This window comes from Novosphingobium sp., assembly GCF_049240505.1.
Lineage (GTDB): Bacteria > Pseudomonadota > Alphaproteobacteria > Sphingomonadales > Sphingomonadaceae > Novosphingobium.
In genome coordinates this window covers 134,310-151,796 of record NZ_JBMLSM010000005.1, presented here as the reverse complement: position 1 = coordinate 151,796, position 17,487 = coordinate 134,310, and the positions used below count along the sequence as shown (strand labels likewise).

General features: G+C 63.4%; 15 protein-coding genes. 5 read left to right on the top strand and 10 right to left on the bottom strand.

Annotation, left to right across the window (positions count from 1 at the left end; translation table 11 throughout):
* From ACOVQ0_RS00880 to ACOVQ0_RS00865, 4 genes are all read right to left on the bottom strand, one after another.
* Positions 1-358 (bottom strand): glucuronate isomerase (locus tag ACOVQ0_RS00880; RefSeq protein WP_421878865.1); only part of this gene is annotated, 358 nt, incomplete at its 3' end.
* A 1-nt stretch (position 359) separates the two neighbouring features.
* Positions 360-2,006 (bottom strand): family 43 glycosylhydrolase, encoded by a 1,647-nt coding sequence (locus ACOVQ0_RS00875; protein ID WP_421878862.1) that lies wholly within the window; start codon positions 2,004-2,006, stop codon positions 360-362.
* Entirely contained in the window at positions 1,976-2,980 is a 1,005-nt protein-coding gene (locus ACOVQ0_RS00870) for an alpha/beta hydrolase (protein WP_421878859.1), read from the bottom strand. Before ACOVQ0_RS00870 ends, ACOVQ0_RS00875 begins: the two co-directional genes overlap by 31 nt.
* Before the next feature lie 62 nt (positions 2,981-3,042).
* The gene (locus tag ACOVQ0_RS00865) at positions 3,043-5,889 is read right to left on the bottom strand and encodes a TonB-dependent receptor (RefSeq protein WP_421878856.1); all 2,847 of its coding nucleotides are present in this window, start codon (positions 5,887-5,889) and stop codon (positions 3,043-3,045) included.
* Between the two features lie 265 nt (positions 5,890-6,154).
* Here ACOVQ0_RS00865 and ACOVQ0_RS00860 point away from each other — a divergent pair, with 265 nt between their 5' ends.
* Complete coding sequence (locus ACOVQ0_RS00860; RefSeq protein ID WP_421878883.1) at positions 6,155-7,477, top strand: pectate lyase family protein; 1,323 nt, start codon at positions 6,155-6,157, stop codon at positions 7,475-7,477.
* Positions 7,478-7,497: 20 nt separating this feature from the next.
* Positions 7,498-7,902, top strand: coding sequence for a cupin domain-containing protein (locus ACOVQ0_RS00855; RefSeq protein WP_421878879.1), 405 nt, complete (start codon positions 7,498-7,500; stop codon positions 7,900-7,902).
* A 19-nt stretch (positions 7,903-7,921) separates the two neighbouring features.
* Here ACOVQ0_RS00855 and ACOVQ0_RS00850 read toward each other — a convergent pair whose 3' ends face one another.
* From ACOVQ0_RS00850 to ACOVQ0_RS00825, 6 genes are all read right to left on the bottom strand, one after another.
* Complete coding sequence (locus ACOVQ0_RS00850) at positions 7,922-8,209, bottom strand: Dabb family protein (protein ID WP_421878852.1); 288 nt, start codon at positions 8,207-8,209, stop codon at positions 7,922-7,924.
* Positions 8,210-8,292: 83 nt separating this feature from the next.
* Complete coding sequence (locus tag ACOVQ0_RS00845; protein WP_421878849.1) at positions 8,293-9,837, bottom strand: carboxylesterase/lipase family protein; 1,545 nt, start codon at positions 9,835-9,837, stop codon at positions 8,293-8,295.
* The gene (locus ACOVQ0_RS00840) at positions 9,824-10,846 is read right to left on the bottom strand and encodes a sugar kinase (RefSeq protein WP_421878847.1); all 1,023 of its coding nucleotides are present in this window, start codon (positions 10,844-10,846) and stop codon (positions 9,824-9,826) included. Before ACOVQ0_RS00840 ends, ACOVQ0_RS00845 begins: the two co-directional genes overlap by 14 nt.
* Positions 10,843-11,610, bottom strand: a complete 768-nt coding sequence (gene kduD, locus ACOVQ0_RS00835) for a 2-dehydro-3-deoxy-D-gluconate 5-dehydrogenase KduD (RefSeq protein WP_421878844.1) — start codon at positions 11,608-11,610, stop codon at positions 10,843-10,845. The genes ACOVQ0_RS00840 and kduD overlap by 4 nt, the downstream gene beginning before the upstream one ends.
* Before the next feature lie 25 nt (positions 11,611-11,635).
* Positions 11,636-12,274, bottom strand: a complete 639-nt coding sequence (locus tag ACOVQ0_RS00830) for an RpiB/LacA/LacB family sugar-phosphate isomerase (RefSeq protein WP_421878841.1) — start codon at positions 12,272-12,274, stop codon at positions 11,636-11,638.
* A 258-nt stretch (positions 12,275-12,532) separates the two neighbouring features.
* Positions 12,533-13,549, bottom strand: a complete 1,017-nt coding sequence (locus ACOVQ0_RS00825) for a LacI family DNA-binding transcriptional regulator (protein ID WP_421878838.1) — start codon at positions 13,547-13,549, stop codon at positions 12,533-12,535.
* Between the two features lie 194 nt (positions 13,550-13,743).
* On the opposite strand from ACOVQ0_RS00825, the gene ACOVQ0_RS00820 reads away from it, so the two are divergent.
* The 3 genes from ACOVQ0_RS00820 (at position 13,744) to ACOVQ0_RS00810 (ending at position 17,472) form a co-directional block, all read left to right on the top strand.
* Complete coding sequence (locus ACOVQ0_RS00820) at positions 13,744-15,243, top strand: UxaA family hydrolase (protein ID WP_421878876.1); 1,500 nt, start codon at positions 13,744-13,746, stop codon at positions 15,241-15,243.
* Positions 15,244-15,324: 81 nt separating this feature from the next.
* Positions 15,325-16,134: a 2-keto-4-pentenoate hydratase gene (locus ACOVQ0_RS00815; RefSeq protein WP_421878835.1), complete on the top strand. Its 810-nt coding sequence runs from the start codon at positions 15,325-15,327 to the stop codon at positions 16,132-16,134.
* 51 nt (positions 16,135-16,185) lie between these two features.
* Positions 16,186-17,472 (top strand): MFS transporter, encoded by a 1,287-nt coding sequence (locus tag ACOVQ0_RS00810; RefSeq protein WP_421878832.1) that lies wholly within the window; start codon positions 16,186-16,188, stop codon positions 17,470-17,472.
* Positions 17,473-17,487: the final 15 nt, after the last annotated feature.

Sequence of the window (17,487 nt, the reverse complement as noted above, 5' to 3'; positions counted from 1 at the left end):
CCTCGGCAAAGACCCAATCGAGCCACATGCGCGAAGGCGTGCCGCGGAACAGCCAGTACCGCTCCGCAAACAACCGCCACGCCGCGCGCGGATCGACCGCCTTGTTGCGCACGCCCAGATCTTCCAGCGCCACCCCTTGCGAATAGAGCATACGGAAGACGTAATGATCCGGCACCAGCAGCAGGTCGGTCGCATTGCCGAACGCCGCATTCCCCGCAAACCAGCGCGGATCGGTGTGGCCATGCGGACTGATGATCGGCAGGTCCTTCACCTGCGCATACAACTCCCGCGCCAGGCCGCGCACCGAAGGTTCGACCGGCAACAACCGGTCGGCGTGTAAGTCCAAATTGCGCGGCATCTCAGTCTTCCAGTGCGGTGAATTTGAAGTTGCGGAATTGGGTTTCGCCGGGGCCAGCAGCGTAGATGCCGGGGCGCAGCATCAGGAAGCCGCCGCGCACGTTATGGTGATAGCCGGACACTTCCATGCCCCGGTCGAACTTGCGCCAGGTCTTCCCGCCATCGCCCGACGTGTAATAACTGATGATGTGGCGACGGTTGATCACGCGAATGCGCATCGATGAGCCATGCGGATTGGCGGGGCGGCCACGCTCCATGCCATATTGGTGGGTGACGAAGCGGTCCTTGTCGAAGCCGAGGCCTGCGTAGAGCTTGTCGTCATAGAACAGCACCACGCCCGCCGTCGCGCCGGGCGCAAGGTCGATGTCGCATTCGAACTGGTAGGAGGTATCGCCCGCAATCAGCAGCAGAGGAGAGCCGGTGGAGGGGGCGAGGCCTTTGCCTTGCAGGAACAGCGTGTTGCCAGCCACCCGCGCGCGGCTTGCTTCATCGGGCGCGGGGCGAAAGAACGACCATTTGGTACCGATTTGAAGCGTGGCGAAATCGTCGGACAGCGGCATTCCGTGGGGGAGGGCTGTTCCGCCTTTGGGTTTGGGCAGGGGTTGCGAAAGATCGCCGCCCTTCATGTGGAACCAGCCATCGGCGGTCCACTCCACCGGATCGAGAAGGCACTGGCGGCCCAGCGTCCAGAAGCCGTTTTCGAAGCCGTGGTAGAGGCTCCACCACGATCCATCGGGCGCTTCGACAAGGCTGGCGTGGCCGCGCGACCACCATGCTTCGCGAATGTCCGTGGTGCGCACCAGCGGGTTGCCGGGGTGCTGTTCCCAAGGACCGTGGATCGAGCGGGACCGCGCCGCGATGACCATATGGCCGGTGGGCGGGCCGGCAGTGCCGCCGACAGCGGTGATCATGTAGAACCACTTGCCGACGCGGTGAATTTTCGGACCTTCGGGTGAGAAGCCCTCAACGTCCCACTCATCGGGGTAGCGCCACGGATCATAGACGTGTTCGACCGGTCCGGCCAGGCTCAGGCCATCGTCGGACAGGCGGACGCGATCGCCGCCCGAAAGGAACAGCCAGCGCGAGCCATCCTCGCCCACGGCATGGCAGGGATCGATATGGTTGGGCAGACCCAGCGGCACGGGATCGCTCCACGGGCCGTCGATGTGATCGGCCCAGATCACGAAGGTGTCGTTCTGCGGAGAGGCTTTCACCGGGATGTAAAGGAAATAGCGGCCTTCATGCTTTTCAAGACTAACCGCCCAGACCGAGCCGATGTTCCTGTGCAGCGCGGGCTTGCGGGGCTGCCAGTTCACCAGATCGCGCGAATGCCAGATCAGCAGGCCGGGGTAGCTCTCGAAGCTGGAGAAGGTGAGGTAATAGTCCTTCCCGTCCTTCAGGATCGCAGGGTCCGGCCGGTCGCCCGCAAGCACCGGATTGCGGAACGTGCCGTTGCCCAGATCGGCAATGCGCTGATTGTCAAAACCCCGGCGGAAGGGCGGAATTTCTGCAGGTGAGGGTGCAGAGGCTGCGCTGGCGGGGAAGGGCGCAGCAAGGCCTAACGTAGCCAGTGCCGCCGCTTTCATCGCATCGCGGCGATCGGACGTGATTGACGTTTTCACAGCGCCAGCCCCTTGGTGCGCGCCCATGACCGCCACAGATCGGGCCAGACTTCGGCGGGTTTGCCGATGGCTTTGCGCAGGCCAAAGCCGTGGCCGCCGTGTTCGAACAGATGGGTTTCCACGCGAATGCCCTTTTCCTTCAGTGCCGCGCGCAGCAGCAGGGTGTTGTTCACCGGGACGGCATCGTCATCCTCGGCATGGGTGAGGAAGAACGGCGGCGCGTCCTTTGGCACGTTGCGGTGGGGCGAATGCGCCGCTTCCCGTGCAGGCGGAGCAGACTTGCCGACCAGCAGTTCGCGCGAGCCGGGATGCGCGTCGGGCGCGGTCATCGATACGACCGGATAGATCGGCGCGGCGCTGTGCGGTTTTGCCGAAAGCGCATCTGCCGCATCGATGGCATCATAGGTCTTTACATCGAACCGCGTGGCCAAATCGGCGCAGAGGTGGCCGCCGGCGGAAAAGCCCATTGCCGAAACCCGCTCAGGTTCGACGGCGAAATCGCGGGCGCGGTGGCGGATCAGGCGCATGGCGCGCTGCGCATCGGACAGGGCAACATCTGGCCCAGCCGCCCAGCCTTCTCCGGGCAGGCGATAGAACAGCACGAAAGCGGTGAAGCCGCGCGCCGCCAGCCAGCGGCCCATTTCATAGCCTTCCTTGTCAACCACCACCCAGCGATAACCGCCGCCCGGCGTGATCAGCACGGCAGCACCGTTGGGCCGGTCGGGCCGGAAAACCACCATGCGAGGGGCAGTGATGCCGAACACGGCGCGATCAGTGACAAGACGGTCGGTCGAACGTTCCAGCACTGTCTCGGTCAAGGCTCTGGCCGGTTTGCCGGGGGCGCCATTGGGCCAGAGGTCGATGGTTTCGGACGGTTGCGGCAGACCGGGGGGCAATGCGCCGTTCGGCACTGCTGGCACGGCGGTTTGTGCTGATGCCTTTCCGCCGATCGCCGCAGAAGCAAGAGAAGCCGCCATGAAAGATCGACGGTCGATGGTCATGGCGGCTCCTTGGGGTGTTGGCCGGGCATCAGGAGGGAGGTGCCCGGCCGGGAGAGTTGGGATCAGTACTTGAAGCGTGCACCCACCAGGATGTTGCGCCCGAAGTGATTGTTCTCGTAGTTCCGGTTCGCGTCGATATCGGTGTAGCGATAGCGATAGGTGTCGAGCAGGTTGTTGCCTTCGACCGAAAGCTCCACCCAATCGGTCAGCTTGAAGCGGACCGATGCATCGAGGTTGAACATCGAGCCGTAGCCTTCGAGGATGTTGCCGGTGCCGCTGGCGCCTTCGTGGTAACCGCCGCGATAGGTGCCCATGACGCGGGCCGAGAACGTGCCGTCATCGTAATAGAAGGTGCCGTTGTAGGCCTGCTTCGATACGTTGGCGAGCGCAGCGCTGCGGACAATGTTGACCAGCGCGCCACCCGGAGCCGTTGCCGGGCCCTGGACGGTATAATCGGCGTCGCTATCGATGAAGGTGGCGTTTGCGATGATCCCGAAGTTGCCGAGGAAGCCTTCGGTGAAGATCTTGAACGGGATCTGCGCCGCAATTTCCACGCCTTTCAGCTTGGCGCCGGTGCCGTTGACCGTGGTGGTCAGCGTCCAGATTGGCTGCGTGAGCAGAGCCGGGTTCAGCGCGGCAGGCGACGACGGGTTAAGCACCGATACCGGCAGGCCGGTCTGGGCAAAGGTTGCTTCGGTGATGGCAGCGCTTTGCGTGAAGCTGGCCACGTCCTTGATGAAGCCCGCGACCGAGATCAGCGCCTGCGGGGCGAAGTACCATTCCACCGACAGGTCATAGTTGGTGGCGCGGAAGGGTTCGAGGAACGGGTTGCCGCTGGTGACGCGGAAGTTGAAACCGTCTGCCGAACCGCCCGGCGTGAGCGAACCAAGCGTCGGACGGGTGATGACTTCGGCAATCGCGCCACGGATGATCAGGTCTTCTGTCGGATAGACCGCCAGATTGGCTGAGGGCAGGAAATCATCATAGGCGCGCTCGACCGTGGCCTGCACCGCGCCGACCAGACCGTAAGATGACTGTTCGGTTTTCACATAGCGCATACCGGCGTTGAGGGCATAGCGCAGGCCCAGCAGTTCGCCCTTGCCGTCGAACTGGATGTAGCCGCCCTTTGTGGTTTCCCGCACCCCACGGTTGTTGCCAGCATCAAGTGCCAGCGCACGATCATAGAGCTTGGTCAACGCGGTGGTGGTTTCGAGGTTGGGGACCAGCCACGAATTGGTGTTGCCGGAAGGCTGCCCGGCGTTGCCGAGGTTGAACAGCTGCGCCAGCTGCGCGGTTACAGGGATACCGTAGATCGCGGTGGGGCCGAACGCCGAGGATGCCGAGCAGGTGATGGTGCCAAGAACGCGATCAAGCCCGCCGTTGCCGCACACGGCAGTATCGCGCGTGAACGACTGAACATCGAAGTTGAACCGGCGCCACATTGCGCCCGCCTTGATGGTGAAGCCTTCGGCAACGTCCCATTCGGTGCGGAACTGCACGGTCTTGAAGCGGTTTTCCGTGTTCGACGGACGATCGCGGATTTCGGCAAGCTGGAAGTTGGCCGGATCGGTCACGCTCGTGCCGAAGGTCAGCTTCGGATGCTTCATGTCGGTATAGTCGAAGCTGTAGCCCTGCGCATCGCGATCATCGAACACGATGGTCGTTTCAACCGGAATATCGGCGTTGGACTTGGAAAAACCGCCCATCAGCGTGAAGCGCAGGGTATCCGAAACGTCCTGATCCCAGCTGCCGCCCACCTGATAGAACTCGGTTGTGCTTTTGCGCAGGTAGTGTTCGGTGCGCACCCACGCATCGTTCAGCGTGGCCGAAACCATCGTGTTGTTGGCGTCGTAAACCGGGTTCACGACATTGATCGAGCGTTCGTTGCTGCGCAGCAGAACTTCGCCCCACTGCTCTTCACGATCGGCGTTGAAGCGCGAGAACAGGCCATCGATGGAGAACTTGGTCATGTCGGTCGGCGCGAACTGGACCGAGCCGGTGATGCCAAGGCGTTCGCGGTCGTGCTTCACTTCGCCATAGCGCGGGATGCGCGGGTGGAAGGCGAGCGCGGCCTTGTCGCACGCGGCGCTGGCGCGATAGGTGCCGCCGCTGTTGGGGGTGGTGAAGCAGTTGGTGCCATCCACCGAATCAAAGCGGGCCTGCGACCAGCGGACGGTGTTGTTGCCAAGCTCCAGCACGCGGGTCTTCTGGTATGCGGCAGAGATCGACGCGCCGAACGTGCCGGCATCGTTGCGCCAACTCACCAGCCCGGCAAGGCGGGGGCCGACGTAGTCCGACAGGTCGTTATAGGTGCCGACGACAGAGGCGACTGCGGTGAACCCGGCCTTGCCTGCGAGCGGGTTGCCGGTGTTCAGATCGACGACAGCACCCAGCGAACCTTCATCCAGCGATGCTTCGGCGGTCTTGTGGACCACGATGGAGCTAAACAGTTCCGAAGCGAAGACGTTGAAATCGAACGCGCGGTCACGGTTGGCCGAAGCGCCATCGGTGGACGTGGCGACGGTTTCAAGGCCGTTGACGCGGACGCGGGTGAACTGACTGGAAAGGCCGCGCACGGTGATCGAGCGGCCTTCACCGGCATCGCGCGTGATCGAGATGCCGGGGATACGCTGCAGCGATTCCGCAAGGTTCTGATCGGGGAACTTGGCGATGTCTTCGGCGACGATCGCGTCGACTGCGCCGACCGCGTTCTTCTTCACGTTGATCGCGGCTTGCAGCGACTGGCGGAAACCGGTGACGACGATGGCGTCCGAAGGCGCGCCCTCTTCGGCGGCCACTTGCGCCTCTGCGGCGGCATCCTGCGCCTGCGCGGTGCCTGCTGCGGCAAGTGCGCCGCCAGCCAGCAGAGCCATCCTGAACAGCGAAACGCGCGATACTGAATTACGCATGTCAAATCCCCTCGTCGCCCTTTTCGGGGCCATTGCTACCGGTGTCAAAGGGGAACGTGCATTCGCGCACGACCTTCATTGGCACCACTGCTCCCACACACCGATGCTGCGACCCGCAGGGCACCGGCAGTCGTTCCGGTCTTCTTCCCAAGCGTCGATGTCGCCTTGGGTAACCGGTGTCATTATTTATTGCCCTCACGCCGCCGCTCTGTCAATAACGATGGCAATGGGAGAGTCGTTGATGCGCAAGATACTGCAAAAAGCCATGATTTCCGCAGCTTTGCTCGCCATCGGAAGTGGCGTTGCACAGGCCGAACCCCACCCTGCCGATCCGACAAAGGGCGGTGCAGGCGGGCGAATCATCCGCGTGACCACACTGGCCAAATCGGGGCCGGGATCGCTGGCAGAGGCGCTGGCAGCCAAGGGCAAACGCACCGTGGTGTTCGAAGTGGGCGGGGTTATCGACCTTGGCCGGGATTCGATCACGATCACCGAACCTTTCCTGACCGTGGCAGGTCAGACCGCGCCTTCGCCGGGGATCACGCTGATCAAGGGCGGGATCGACCTGAAGACGCATGACGTGGTGCTTTCGCATTTGCGCGTGATGACCGGCGCCGATGGGCAGGCAAAACTTTCGGGCTGGGAAGCGGATGCCTTTTCAGGCGTTGCCGCGCACAACGTGGTGGTCGAACATTGCAGCTTCCTGTGGGCGCTGGACGAGAACATGTCCGCGTCGGGGCCACGCTTCACCGGCAACACGCTGGCCGAATGGCGCGCTGGCACCAGCCATGATGTGGTGTTCCGGGATAACATCGCGGCCGAGGGCCTTGCCAATTCCAGCCATCCCAAGGGTGAGCATTCCAAGGGTTCGCTGATCCACGATAATGCAACGAATATAACGTTTTACCGCAATGTCTGGGCGCACAATGTGGAGCGTGCGCCGCTGGTCAAGGGCGGTGCGCAGGTCAGCATGATCAACAACGTGATCTACAATCCCGGCCACCGCGCGGTGCATTACAACCTGATGAATCTGGAATGGCTGGGCCATGATTACGTGACGGGCGAGATCACCGCCGTGGGCAATGTGATGCGTGGCGGCAACGATACCGATCCGGGAATGCCTTTCCTGATGCTGGGCGGCGATGGCGATCTGAAATATTATGGCAAGGACAACCGCGCGGTGGACCGCCACGGAAATCCGCTGCCGCAGTTCGGCCGCTATGGTGAAACGAAAGCGAAACTGATCACGACCAAGGCCCCGCTGGTGGATGTTTCCCGTTACAGCGTGTTGCCCTCGGGCGATGTCGAAACTTCGGTGCTGCAGACCGCAGGCGCGCGTCCGTGGGACCGTGCCCCCGATGATATCCGCGTGCTGTTCTTCGTGGCCGAGGGGCGCGGCGATATCATCGACGATGAAAGCGAGGTGGGCGGCTATCCGCATCCGGTGCCTACACACGCGCCATTCGTCGAAGTAGAATGGAACCTCGATACGATGACGCCGAAATCGGGCCTCTACCCCGGCCAAAAGGCGGGCGCGCAGGAAAAGCTTTCCACGCGCGATGCCGCCATGCGGGAGAACCAGCCATGAGCGCGCTGCTTGCCATGCTGATGGCCTCAACGCCGGTTGCTGCTGCTTCCGCACCATCCACGCCGGCACCGCCAATGGCCGTGATCGACGAGGCGGATACCATGCGGCGCGAACCCACCCCGCACGGCGCCATCGGCATGAGCACCGCGTGGCGCATCAGCGACGCCGTGCCGCAACCGCGCAAGATGGAATTCCGCCGCCGCACGCTTGATGTGGGCGCGGCCATCGGGGAACACCCCATCGCGCACGACGAGGTGTACTATGTGCTGGAAGGCGAAGGCGAAGTGCTGTCAGACGGCAAACGCGCCAAGCTGACCAAGGGCATGACAGCCTATCTCTATGAAGGTGCGGTCGTCGGCATCTGGCAAAAGGGCGATAAGCCGCTGGCGCTGATCATCAGCTACCCGGTAAGCCCGAAGAAATAGGCGGTTGAATCGGTTGCAATCACGCTTCGAAATCGATCTCCAGCGGGTCTATCAAGGGCACCAGCCAGCCAAGAAGCGCCTGATGATCCGGGTGGACGACGTAGGCATCATAAGCAGCGCGGTCTGTAAACAGCATGGCTGCGCTGGTGGTATAGCCCGGCGAATTGGCTGAGACGTTTTCGCCGATGAACACATCGACAAGGCCGGGGCAGGTGTCCTTGAAAGCCACCACCGCCGCCTTCGCAGCCGCGATATGGGCTGCGGTTGCTCCGTCGTTCCATTTGAAGGCGAAGATGTGAACGAACATTGGCGCGATCCCCGATTGCGGCGTCGGGCGACGGATTGCGCCACGATTGCCTGATGCCATAGCGCCATTGATGGCTGAGGCAATCAGCTACCCGGTTGCACGTAAGGCCCAATAGACCACAATTTGCGTTCCCACTGGCGGGGATCGTTCGCCACGGTCGCGGTCCCATCGCCCACGACCAGCGTCTGTCGCTGCGGCAGGGTGTAAGGCATCCAGTCCTGCAGGCCCGGTCTTCCGGTTTTGGCAAGGCCCGTAAAGGCGCGCATCATGGCATCGCGCGTCGCCCGCGCACCTTGATCAGTGCCGCTCATGCTGCCCGGCGCGTCGAGCGTGCCGAAGACATAGGGGATATCGTCAGTATGCGCCGCGCCGCGTTGCGGATCGATGGGGGACGGACGGTCAAGTTGATAGACCCACGTCGCGGCAGCACCGGCTTTCGCGCGCTCATCGGCTTCGATCACCTGTCCCGGCCATGATCGCCCGGCGGTGGTTGCGGAATAGAACACTTGGCTTGGCGTCCAGGCCGGATATTGCGCACGGTATTGCGCCACTACCCAATCGACATCGAGGTCGATCTTTATCTCCGGCGCAATGCGCAGACCAAGGTTGTCCCAGTTCAGCCCCTTCAGCTTCGGCCCCTTCGGATCGATGAAGGCGCGCGTTTCTTCGCGCGTGTTGCCAAGGATCATCGGGATATGCAGCGATTGCGGCGCAGCATCGGGCCAGAATGGGTGGCGGGGCAGGTTGGTCATGTCCAGCACCGGCCCCATATACAGGCTGCCGCCGATCACCGGGTCTGTCGCGGCCAAGCCGTCGATCAATTGCTGCACCGGCATTGTGCGCAGCAATTCCACATCGCCGGGTTGCAACTTCAGCGCGGCAAACAAAGCCTGCGTGCGCTTCCACGCATTGCCCGGACCGCTGGCGACAACCTGCTGCCCGCTCATGGTTGCGGCGGAATGGAACAGGCCTTTTGCTGCGGGCATGGCCATCAGAGTGGCGATCTTGGCCCCGCCGCCCGATTGGCCGAACACCATGACCCGTGCCGGATCGCCGCCGAACGCCGCGATGTTCGCTTTCACCCATTCGAGCGCAAGTATCAGGTCAAGCTGGCCCAGATTGCCACTATCGGCATAGCGCGCGCCGAATGGTTTGAGCCAGGCATAGCCCAGCGCATTGAGCCGGTGGTTGACGGTGACAACCACCACATCGCCCTGCGCGGCCAGCTTCGCGCCGTGAGTCAGCGGATCGGTGACGGTGCCGTTGGAATAGGCCCCGCCGTGGAAATAGACCATGACCGCGCGACTGGCCTTGGGGTTCGCGTCAGGCGTCCAGACATTGAGGAACAGGCAGTCCTCGCTCTGCGCCATGCCGGCATTGCCGCGCTGCGGGGCGATGGGCGCGAAAGTTTGCGCCTTGATTGCTGCTTTGCCCGAAGGCTCTGGCTCGGCCCGCGAAAACCGCGCGGCACGCCCATAACGGATGCCCTTGAACGCCAGAACGCCTTCTTCGCGAAGGCCGATGAAGCGGTCAGCTTTGGGATCGTGTCTTCCCGCCAGCGCCGGAGCCGCAATCAGCGCCGCGCCGCCGCCCAGCAGCGCGCGCCGCGTCAGATCAACGCCGGACATCGCCGCCTTGCGCGGAAAATGCCGCCAGTTCGCCCGCGCCGATCAGGCAGAAATCGCCCGGCAGCGAATGCTTCAATGCCGCCAGCGCCAGCCCGCATTCGGCCATCGCCTGTGCATCGCTGCCGCGCAGATACTGGTGCAGCACGCCTGCAGCATAGGCGTCGCCCGTGCCGATGCGGTCGACGATCCCTGTCACATCGATCTCGGCGGTCTGATGCTTGGCACTGCGCGTATCAACCCGTGCGGCGATGCGGTGGTGATCGCTGGACACGACATGGCGCGCGGTCGATGCCACCAGTTCAAGGTTCGGGAACGCCGCAAAGGCCGCGTCCACCGCCTCGCGCCGCCGTTCCGCGCCATCGCCGGAGAACGCCTTGCCCAGCAGCAATGAAATGTCGCGGTGATTGCCGATCAGCACGGTGGCCGCGCTGACCAGTTCGGTCAGAACGGCGCGCGGATCGCTGTCCCAACTTTCCCACAGTTGCGCGCGGTAATTGCCATCAAGGCAGATCGGCACGCCCGCCGCTTGTGCGGCTGCCACCGCCGCCCGCGCAAGTGCCACGCCGTTCGGCCCCAGCGCAGGTGTGATGCCCGACATGTGCAGCAGAGCCGCGCCATCCATCGCGCCCGCAAGGTCAAAAGCCGCTGCATCGGCCAGCGCAAAAGCCGATCCTGCGCGATCATAGGTGATCGACGAAGGCCGCAAGCCAGCACCCGGCTCCATGAAATACAGCCCCATCCGCCCGGCACTACGCGCCACAAAGCGCGTATCCACGCCCGCTGCGCCAAGCTCTGCGCGTGCCTTGTCGCCCAATGGCGTTGCCGGAAGCAGCGTGACCATGCGCGTCTCGTGCCCCAGCGCAGCCAGCGCGGCGGCGACATTCGCTTCGGCACCGCCCACCACCATGTCCAGGCTTTGCGCCTGCACCATCAGCCGCGCACCGGGCGGCGAAAGGCGCAGCAGCATTTCGCCAAAGCAGACGATGTGGCCGGTGGCGCCCTGGGTCATCGCGCCAGCCAGCCCCCGTCAACGGCCAGAACGTGTCCCTGCACATAGTCCGCCGCGCTGCTGGCAAGGAACACCGCCGCCCCGCCGATGTCGGATGCTGCGCCCCAGCGGCCTTCGGGAATGCGCTCCATGATCTGGCGGTTGCGCGTTTCATCCGCCTGCAGCGCCGCCGTATTGTTGGTGGCGATATAGCCCGGCGCGATGGCGTTGACGTTCACGCCCTTGGCTGCCCATTCGCAGGCCAGCAGCTTGGTCAACCCCGCCACGCCGCTCTTGCTGGCGGTATAGCTTGGCACGCGGATGCCGCCCTGAAAGCTGAGCATCGAGGCGATGTTGATGATCTTTCCGCGCCGTCCGGTGGCTTCGCGGTTGGCGATCATGTGGCGGCCCGCCGCTTGACTGAGGAAGAACACCGACTTGAGATTGGTGTCCACCACCGAGTCCCAGTCTTCTTCCGTGAAGTCCACCGCGTCGGCCCGGCGGATGATCCCGGCGTTGTTCACCAGAATATCCAGCCCACCCAACGCGGAGAGTATCTGATCGACCACGCCCTGCACCGGCGCGATGGTGGAAAGGTCTGCGCCCACCAGTTCGCACTTGCGGCCCAGCGCGCGCACTTTGGCGGCGGTTTCCTCAGCCGGAGTGCGGCCCACGGCGGCGATATCGGCTCCGGCCTCGGCCAGAGCAACCGCAATGCCCTGTCCGATGCCAGTGTTCGCGCCGGTGACGACCGCGACGCGGCCCGAAAGATCGAAAACGCTCATTATGTCCTCTCCCGCGCCTGCGATGTCAGGCGGTCAGGCCGCGCAGGTAATCGGCAATCGCATCGTCCTTGCAGTTGGCATAGAACAGCTCGGCAAACTTCTCGCCCGCGATGGTGGCCTTCAGCAGATCCTGATCAACGGTCTTGAGCACGGTCAGCATATCGCGGCACGAAGCGTCCTTCAGCCCCTTCAGGATGCCGCGATTGGTCTTCATGATCGCGGCGCGTTCCTTCGGGTAACCAAGGCCACGTTCGCCGTCGAACAGCTTGGCGTAAACGTCCTGCAGGTTCAGTTCTGCCGCCCAGCCAAAGCCCTTGGAATAGGGCATCGAAATGGCGTTGCCATCATTGATCTGGCCAAACAGGAAAGCATCGGTGGGATCGATCACCAGCCCGCAGAACACGCCGGGCATCGCGTTTGCCGCCAGCATCGAACCCATGCCCGTGCCGCAGCCCGTAACCACGAAATCCGCCGCGCCGGAATTGAGCAGGATGCCGGTCAGCAACCCGTTCATCACGTAGGTGAGCGATGCTTTATCCTCGGGCGTGTACATGCCGTAGTGATGCACTTCGTGGCCCAGCGGCACCGCAACCGATGTCAGCGATTCGTGAACGATGCTGGCCTTCGCGGCCTGGCTGTTTTCGATGATGAGCGCGATCTTCATGGGATTTTCCTCTCGCTCCGGCAGTTCATGCCGGTGAAGCCGTTGTCTGGAAGTTGGCCCCTAGGTAACCGGTGTCATAAAATCACGCAAGCCGGTTTTTGGTGTTTGTGCCGCAGCCTGCTCCCATCCTTGAGAATCCCCCCATCTCGTCGTTGCGAGCGCAGCGAAGCAATCCAGAGCGGTTCTGTGCCAACTCTGGATTGCTTCGCTGCGCTCGCAACGACGAAGCAGAGGTTTTGCGGGTTGTCCTCTTGCTGCTCAGGCCGCAGCCACCGACGCCCGCTCGATCAGGTCGGACAGGAAGTGTGAGGGTTGCCTGCGCGCCTGCGACGGGTCGATCAGCTTGATCGCGGCAGCCTTGGCCATTGCCTGGATAGGCCAGCGCACGGTCGTCAGCGGGGGCCAGATGTGTGCGGCGATGGCGGTATCGTCGAAGCCCACGATGGACAGTTCTTCTGGCACCGAAAGCCCCAGCTTGCGCGCGGCGTGCAGCACGCCTGCGGCCATCTCGTCGTTCCCTGCAAAGATCGCGGTGGGGCGCGGGGTCGCCGCCAGCAGCTTCTCGCCCGCGGCAATTCCGGTTTCGAAGGTGTAGTTCCCTTCCGCCATGATCGCCGGGTCGAGCGCGATGCCCGCCGCTTCCATCGCATCGTGATAGCCCAGCGCGCGCTCTGCGGCAGAGCGGAAGCCTTCCGGCCCCGCCACGAAGCCGATCCGGCGATGCCCGCGCTCGATCAGATAGGTCACCGCCTTGACCACCGCTTCACGGTCGTTCGAAGCGACCATATGTTCGTCTTCGTCAAGACGCGCCGATCCCATGCGCACATAGGTCACGCCCAGTTCCTCGCACAGCGCGGCCAGATCGTCGTTTTCGGAAATCGGCGGCAGCAGCATCACCCCGAACAGGCGCTGCTGTTCCAGAAAGGCGCGTACATCGTCCAGCATGTCGGGCGAACGGCGGTTCACCGGGCGCACCACCAGCGCAAATTCGGTATCGCGAATGGCCGAAAGGATGCCCTCCTGCACGCCCAGCACCATCTGCGCGTTGGGGTTATCGTGGATCAGGCCGATCAGGAAATTGCGCCGCAGCGCCAGTGCGCGCGCCTGCGGATTGGGCACATAGCCCAGTTCGGCAATTACCGCTTCCACCTTTTCGCGCGTCACCTCGTTCAGCAGCGGCGAACGGTTGATCACCCGGCTGACGGTCTTTTTCGATACACCCGCAATGCGCGCCACGTCGTTGATCGTCGGCTTGCCATCCTTAGCTTGTCTCACGCCTGCCCCCGATCGATCATGCAGCGCAACATATGCGTTACACCGGTGTCACCACCGCATTTCTCCTAGCCGGAACGTTGCGCCCTTTGCAATGGCACCCCGATTGACACCGGTTACCTAAGCGCTATCCATGTGCGCAACAAGTGGGAGAGTCGTTCTTGTCTGCGCCAGATACCAAAGGGGCGGATGTTGCCATGCCCGAAGCCTTGCAGGTCCATGCCATCGATGGCGTGGCCGTGGCGCTGCGCCCGCTCGCCGCCGGTGCCATCGTGCAGGTGGGCAGCACCAGCGTCACTTTGAAAGACGATATCGGGCAGGGCCACAAGTTTGCGGTACAGCCCCACGCAGTCGGCGATGCGGTGGTGAAATACGGGCTGCCGATTGGCCGCGCGACCCGTGCCATCGTTGCGGGTGAACATGTCCACACCCACAATCTTGCCACCGCGTTGCAGGGCGAAGTTGCATACGCGCCGCCCGCATCAAATGGCGTTGCGGCATCGCCTGCGGCCAGTGGGCCGCAATGGCTGGGCTATCGCCGCGCCGATGGTCGCGCCGCCACGCGCAACGAGATCTGGATTCTTCCCACGGTCGGCTGCGTGGGGCTTACGGCAGAACAGATCGCCCGCGCTGCCGAGGTGCGTCATGCCGCGCTGATTGCAGATGGGCGGATCGACGGCATCCTTGCCTTTGCGCACCCTCACGGCTGTTCGCAACTGGGGGACGATCTGGGCGGCACCCGCGCGCTGCTGGCAGGCCTTGCCGCCAATCCCAATGCTGCGGGCGTGCTGCTGCTGGGATTGGGTTGTGAATCGAACCAGATGGCCGATCTGCTGGCCGCCATCCCCGAAGCGGCGCGGACGAAAGTCCGCACGCTGTCCTCGCAGGGCGCGGGCGATGAACTGGCCGAAGCGGCAGTGCTGGTTGACGACCTTGTGGCGCAGGCGGCAACCGCGCAGCGCGAACCCTTGCCTTTCGGCGCGCTGACCGTTGGATTGAAGTGCGGCGGCTCCGATGGCTTCTCCGGCCTCACCGCCAACCCCTTGCTGGGGCGTTTCAGCGAAGCCTTGGCCGCGGCAGGCGGCACGCCGGTCCTGACCGAGATTCCCGAGATATTCGGCGCGGAACATGCCTTGCTGGATCGCGCGGTCGATACGGCCACGTTCGAAGCCGGTGCCGCGCTGGTCAACAACTTCAAGCGCTACTACCTCGATCAGGGCTTGCCCGTTTCGGAAAATCCCTCGCCCGGCAATATTGCAGGGGGGATCACCACGCTTGAGGAAAAGTCCGCAGGCGCCGTGCAGAAGGCCGGCACCGCGCCGCTCTGCGCCGTGCTGGCTTATGGTGATCAGGCAGTGGGACCGGGTCTGGCCCTGCTCGAAGCGCCGGGCAACGATGCGGTGTCCTCCACCGCGCTGACGGCTGCCGGGGCAACGCTGGTGCTGTTTACCACCGGGCGCGGCACACCGCTGGGCTTTCCTGCGCCGACCGTAAAAGTCGCATCGAATCGCACGCTGGCACAGACCAAGCCGCACTGGATCGATTTCGATGCCTCGCGCGTGCTGGATGAAGGGCGCGATGCCGCTGACAGCGCCTTTCTCGACACGCTTCTGGCCATCGCCAGCGGTCGGAAAACGGCCGCAGAACGCGCCGGGCAGCGTGCCATTGCGATCTGGAAGAAGGGCGTAACGCTCTAATCAAACCGGCTGCGAAGCCGCAGCCACTTGCGAATGACACCGGTTTCCTATACGCAGCCGGACGAACGAAGGACCATAGGGATGGGGATCGAGTTGAACGAAAATGCGGATCATGTTGCGAAGGCTTTTGTCAGCGCCCGCAACGAAGCGCGTGCGCTGCCGGTCTATCCCGGCATCGCGCCGCACGATCTCGGCGCGGCCTATGGGATTCAGGATCGTGCCATCTCGGTCGATGGCCGCGCCGTTGCAGGCTGGAAAGTGGGCCGCATAAATCCGCCACGCGATGGCCAGCTTGGCGCGAACCGCCTGTCCGGGCCGATCTTTGCCGACAGCATCGTCGATGCCGCTGCGGGCGATGAACCGGCAATGCCGGTTTTCGTCGGCGGTTTCGCTGCTGCCGAGGCCGAAATGCTTCTCCACGTCGCGCCCGGCTTCTCCGGTCCTGTGCCAACTGATGATGCAGGTACGATTGCCATTCTGGATGACGTGCGGCTTGGCATCGAAATCGCCAGCTCGCCCTATCCGGGCATCAACACCGATGGTCCGTTGGTGACAGTATCCGATTTCGGCAACAACGCCGGGTTGGTGCGCGGATGCGTGCTGGAAGGCTGGCAGGGGCTGGACCTCTGCGCCATCGCCGTGTGCGGAGAGATCGATGGCGTTCAAGTTGGCGCGGCAACCGCCGCCACCATGCTCGATGGCCCTTACGGTGCTGTGCGCTTCCTGCTCGCCAACCTGATCGAACGCGGTTTCGATGTTTCGGGCGGGCTGTGGGTGTCCACCGGTGCGATCACCGGCGTCCATGAAATAGCGGTGGGCCAGTCCTTCCGCGCCGTGTTCGAAGGCTGCGGCGAAGTTCGTTGCAGTGTGGTTGCCGCCACTGCACGCTAGGAATTGCTGGGTGCACCGGTCAAAGCCGGGCTTCCGAACGGGAGAGTAACGATGGCAGAAAGTTCCGCCCCCGCAGTCGATGCAGCAGCAGCTAAGGCTGGTCGCTATCGCTGGGTAATCGTCGCGCTGCTCTTCGCGGCAACGGCGGTGAACTATATCGACCGCCAGATGATCGGCGTTTTGAAGCCGACTCTGGTGGCCGAATTTGGCTGGACCGAAACGGACTTCGCCCAGATCGTCTTCTGGTTTCAGGTCGCCTATGCCATCGGCTACATCGGTTTTGGCCGCATCGTTGACGTTGTGGGCGCAAAGCTCGGTTATACCATCGCGATCATCGTCTGGACGGCCGGACACATGGCGCATGGCTTTGCCAGCGGCCTCGCCAGCTTTGCTGCGGCGCGCTTTGGCCTTGGCGTGGGGGAAAGCGGCAACTTCCCCGCCGGCATTCGCGCGGTAACAGACTGGTTCCCCCAGCGCGAACGAGCCTATGCCATCGGCCTGTTCAATGCGGGCGCAAACGTGGGGGCGATCATCACGCCGCTGCTGGTGCCTGCGCTGGTGCTGTGGTTCGGGTGGCGCGCTGCGTTCTTCATCACCGGCATTTTCGGCGTGATGTGGCTGGCAGCATGGTGGTTCATCTATCGCCATCCCAGCGAACACAAGAAAGTCTCAGCCGCCGAACTTGCGTGGATTCAGCAGGATCCGGCGGACCCGGTTGAACAGATTGGCTGGAGCCGCCTGCTTACCGTGCGCGAAACCTGGGCCTATGCGCTGGGCAAGTTCCTGATCGACCCGATCTGGTGGTTCTTCCTGTTCTGGTTGCCGGGCTATCTGTTCGAACGCTACGACATGGACCTCAAGACGTTCGGCCTGCCGCTGGCCGCGATCTATCTGATTTCCGATGGCGGTTCGATCTTTGGCGGGTGGATGTCCTCGCGCCTGATCAAGGCCGGGCGCACGCCCAACTTCGCGCGAAAGATCACCATGCTGCTTTGCGCGGTTGCCGTCCTGCCGATCTGGTTCGCGCAGAGCATCGACAGCGTGTGGGGCGCAGTGCTGATCATCGGGCTGGCCACGGCGGCGCATCAGGCGTTTTCCGCCAACCTTTACACTTTGCCGTCTGACGTGTTTCCGCGCGGGGCCGTGGGTTCTGTCGTCGGTATCGGCGGCACGGTGGGGGCGTTGGGCGGCATGGGGATGGCGCTGTTCACTGGCTACATTCTGGATAGCACGGGGGGCAGCTACGAAATCCTCTTTGCGATCTGCGCCAGCGCCTATCTCGTCGCGCTCGCCGTGGTGCACTTCCTGACCCCCAGATTGGCTCCTGCAAAGCTCTGATTGGGTGCATTTCTG

Coding starts and splice junctions, on each gene's coding strand:
- ACOVQ0_RS00875 (WP_421878862.1), bottom strand. CDS start 2,006: ATGGGCGCGCACCAAGGGGCTGGCGCTGTGAAAACGTCAATCACGTCC.
- ACOVQ0_RS00870 (WP_421878859.1), bottom strand. CDS start 2,980: ATGACCATCGACCGTCGATCTTTCATGGCGGCTTCTCTTGCTTCTGCG.
- ACOVQ0_RS00865 (WP_421878856.1), bottom strand. CDS start 5,889: ATGCGTAATTCAGTATCGCGCGTTTCGCTGTTCAGGATGGCTCTGCTG.
- ACOVQ0_RS00860 (WP_421878883.1), top strand. CDS start 6,155: ATGATTTCCGCAGCTTTGCTCGCCATCGGAAGTGGCGTTGCACAGGCC.
- ACOVQ0_RS00855 (WP_421878879.1), top strand. CDS start 7,498: ATGGCCTCAACGCCGGTTGCTGCTGCTTCCGCACCATCCACGCCGGCA.
- ACOVQ0_RS00850 (WP_421878852.1), bottom strand. CDS start 8,209: ATGTTCGTTCACATCTTCGCCTTCAAATGGAACGACGGAGCAACCGCA.
- ACOVQ0_RS00845 (WP_421878849.1), bottom strand. CDS start 9,837: ATGTCCGGCGTTGATCTGACGCGGCGCGCGCTGCTGGGCGGCGGCGCG.
- ACOVQ0_RS00840 (WP_421878847.1), bottom strand. CDS start 10,846: ATGACCCAGGGCGCCACCGGCCACATCGTCTGCTTTGGCGAAATGCTG.
- kduD (WP_421878844.1), bottom strand. CDS start 11,610: ATGAGCGTTTTCGATCTTTCGGGCCGCGTCGCGGTCGTCACCGGCGCG.
- ACOVQ0_RS00830 (WP_421878841.1), bottom strand. CDS start 12,274: ATGAAGATCGCGCTCATCATCGAAAACAGCCAGGCCGCGAAGGCCAGC.
- ACOVQ0_RS00820 (WP_421878876.1), top strand. CDS start 13,744: ATGCCCGAAGCCTTGCAGGTCCATGCCATCGATGGCGTGGCCGTGGCG.
- ACOVQ0_RS00815 (WP_421878835.1), top strand. CDS start 15,325: ATGGGGATCGAGTTGAACGAAAATGCGGATCATGTTGCGAAGGCTTTT.
- ACOVQ0_RS00810 (WP_421878832.1), top strand. CDS start 16,186: ATGGCAGAAAGTTCCGCCCCCGCAGTCGATGCAGCAGCAGCTAAGGCT.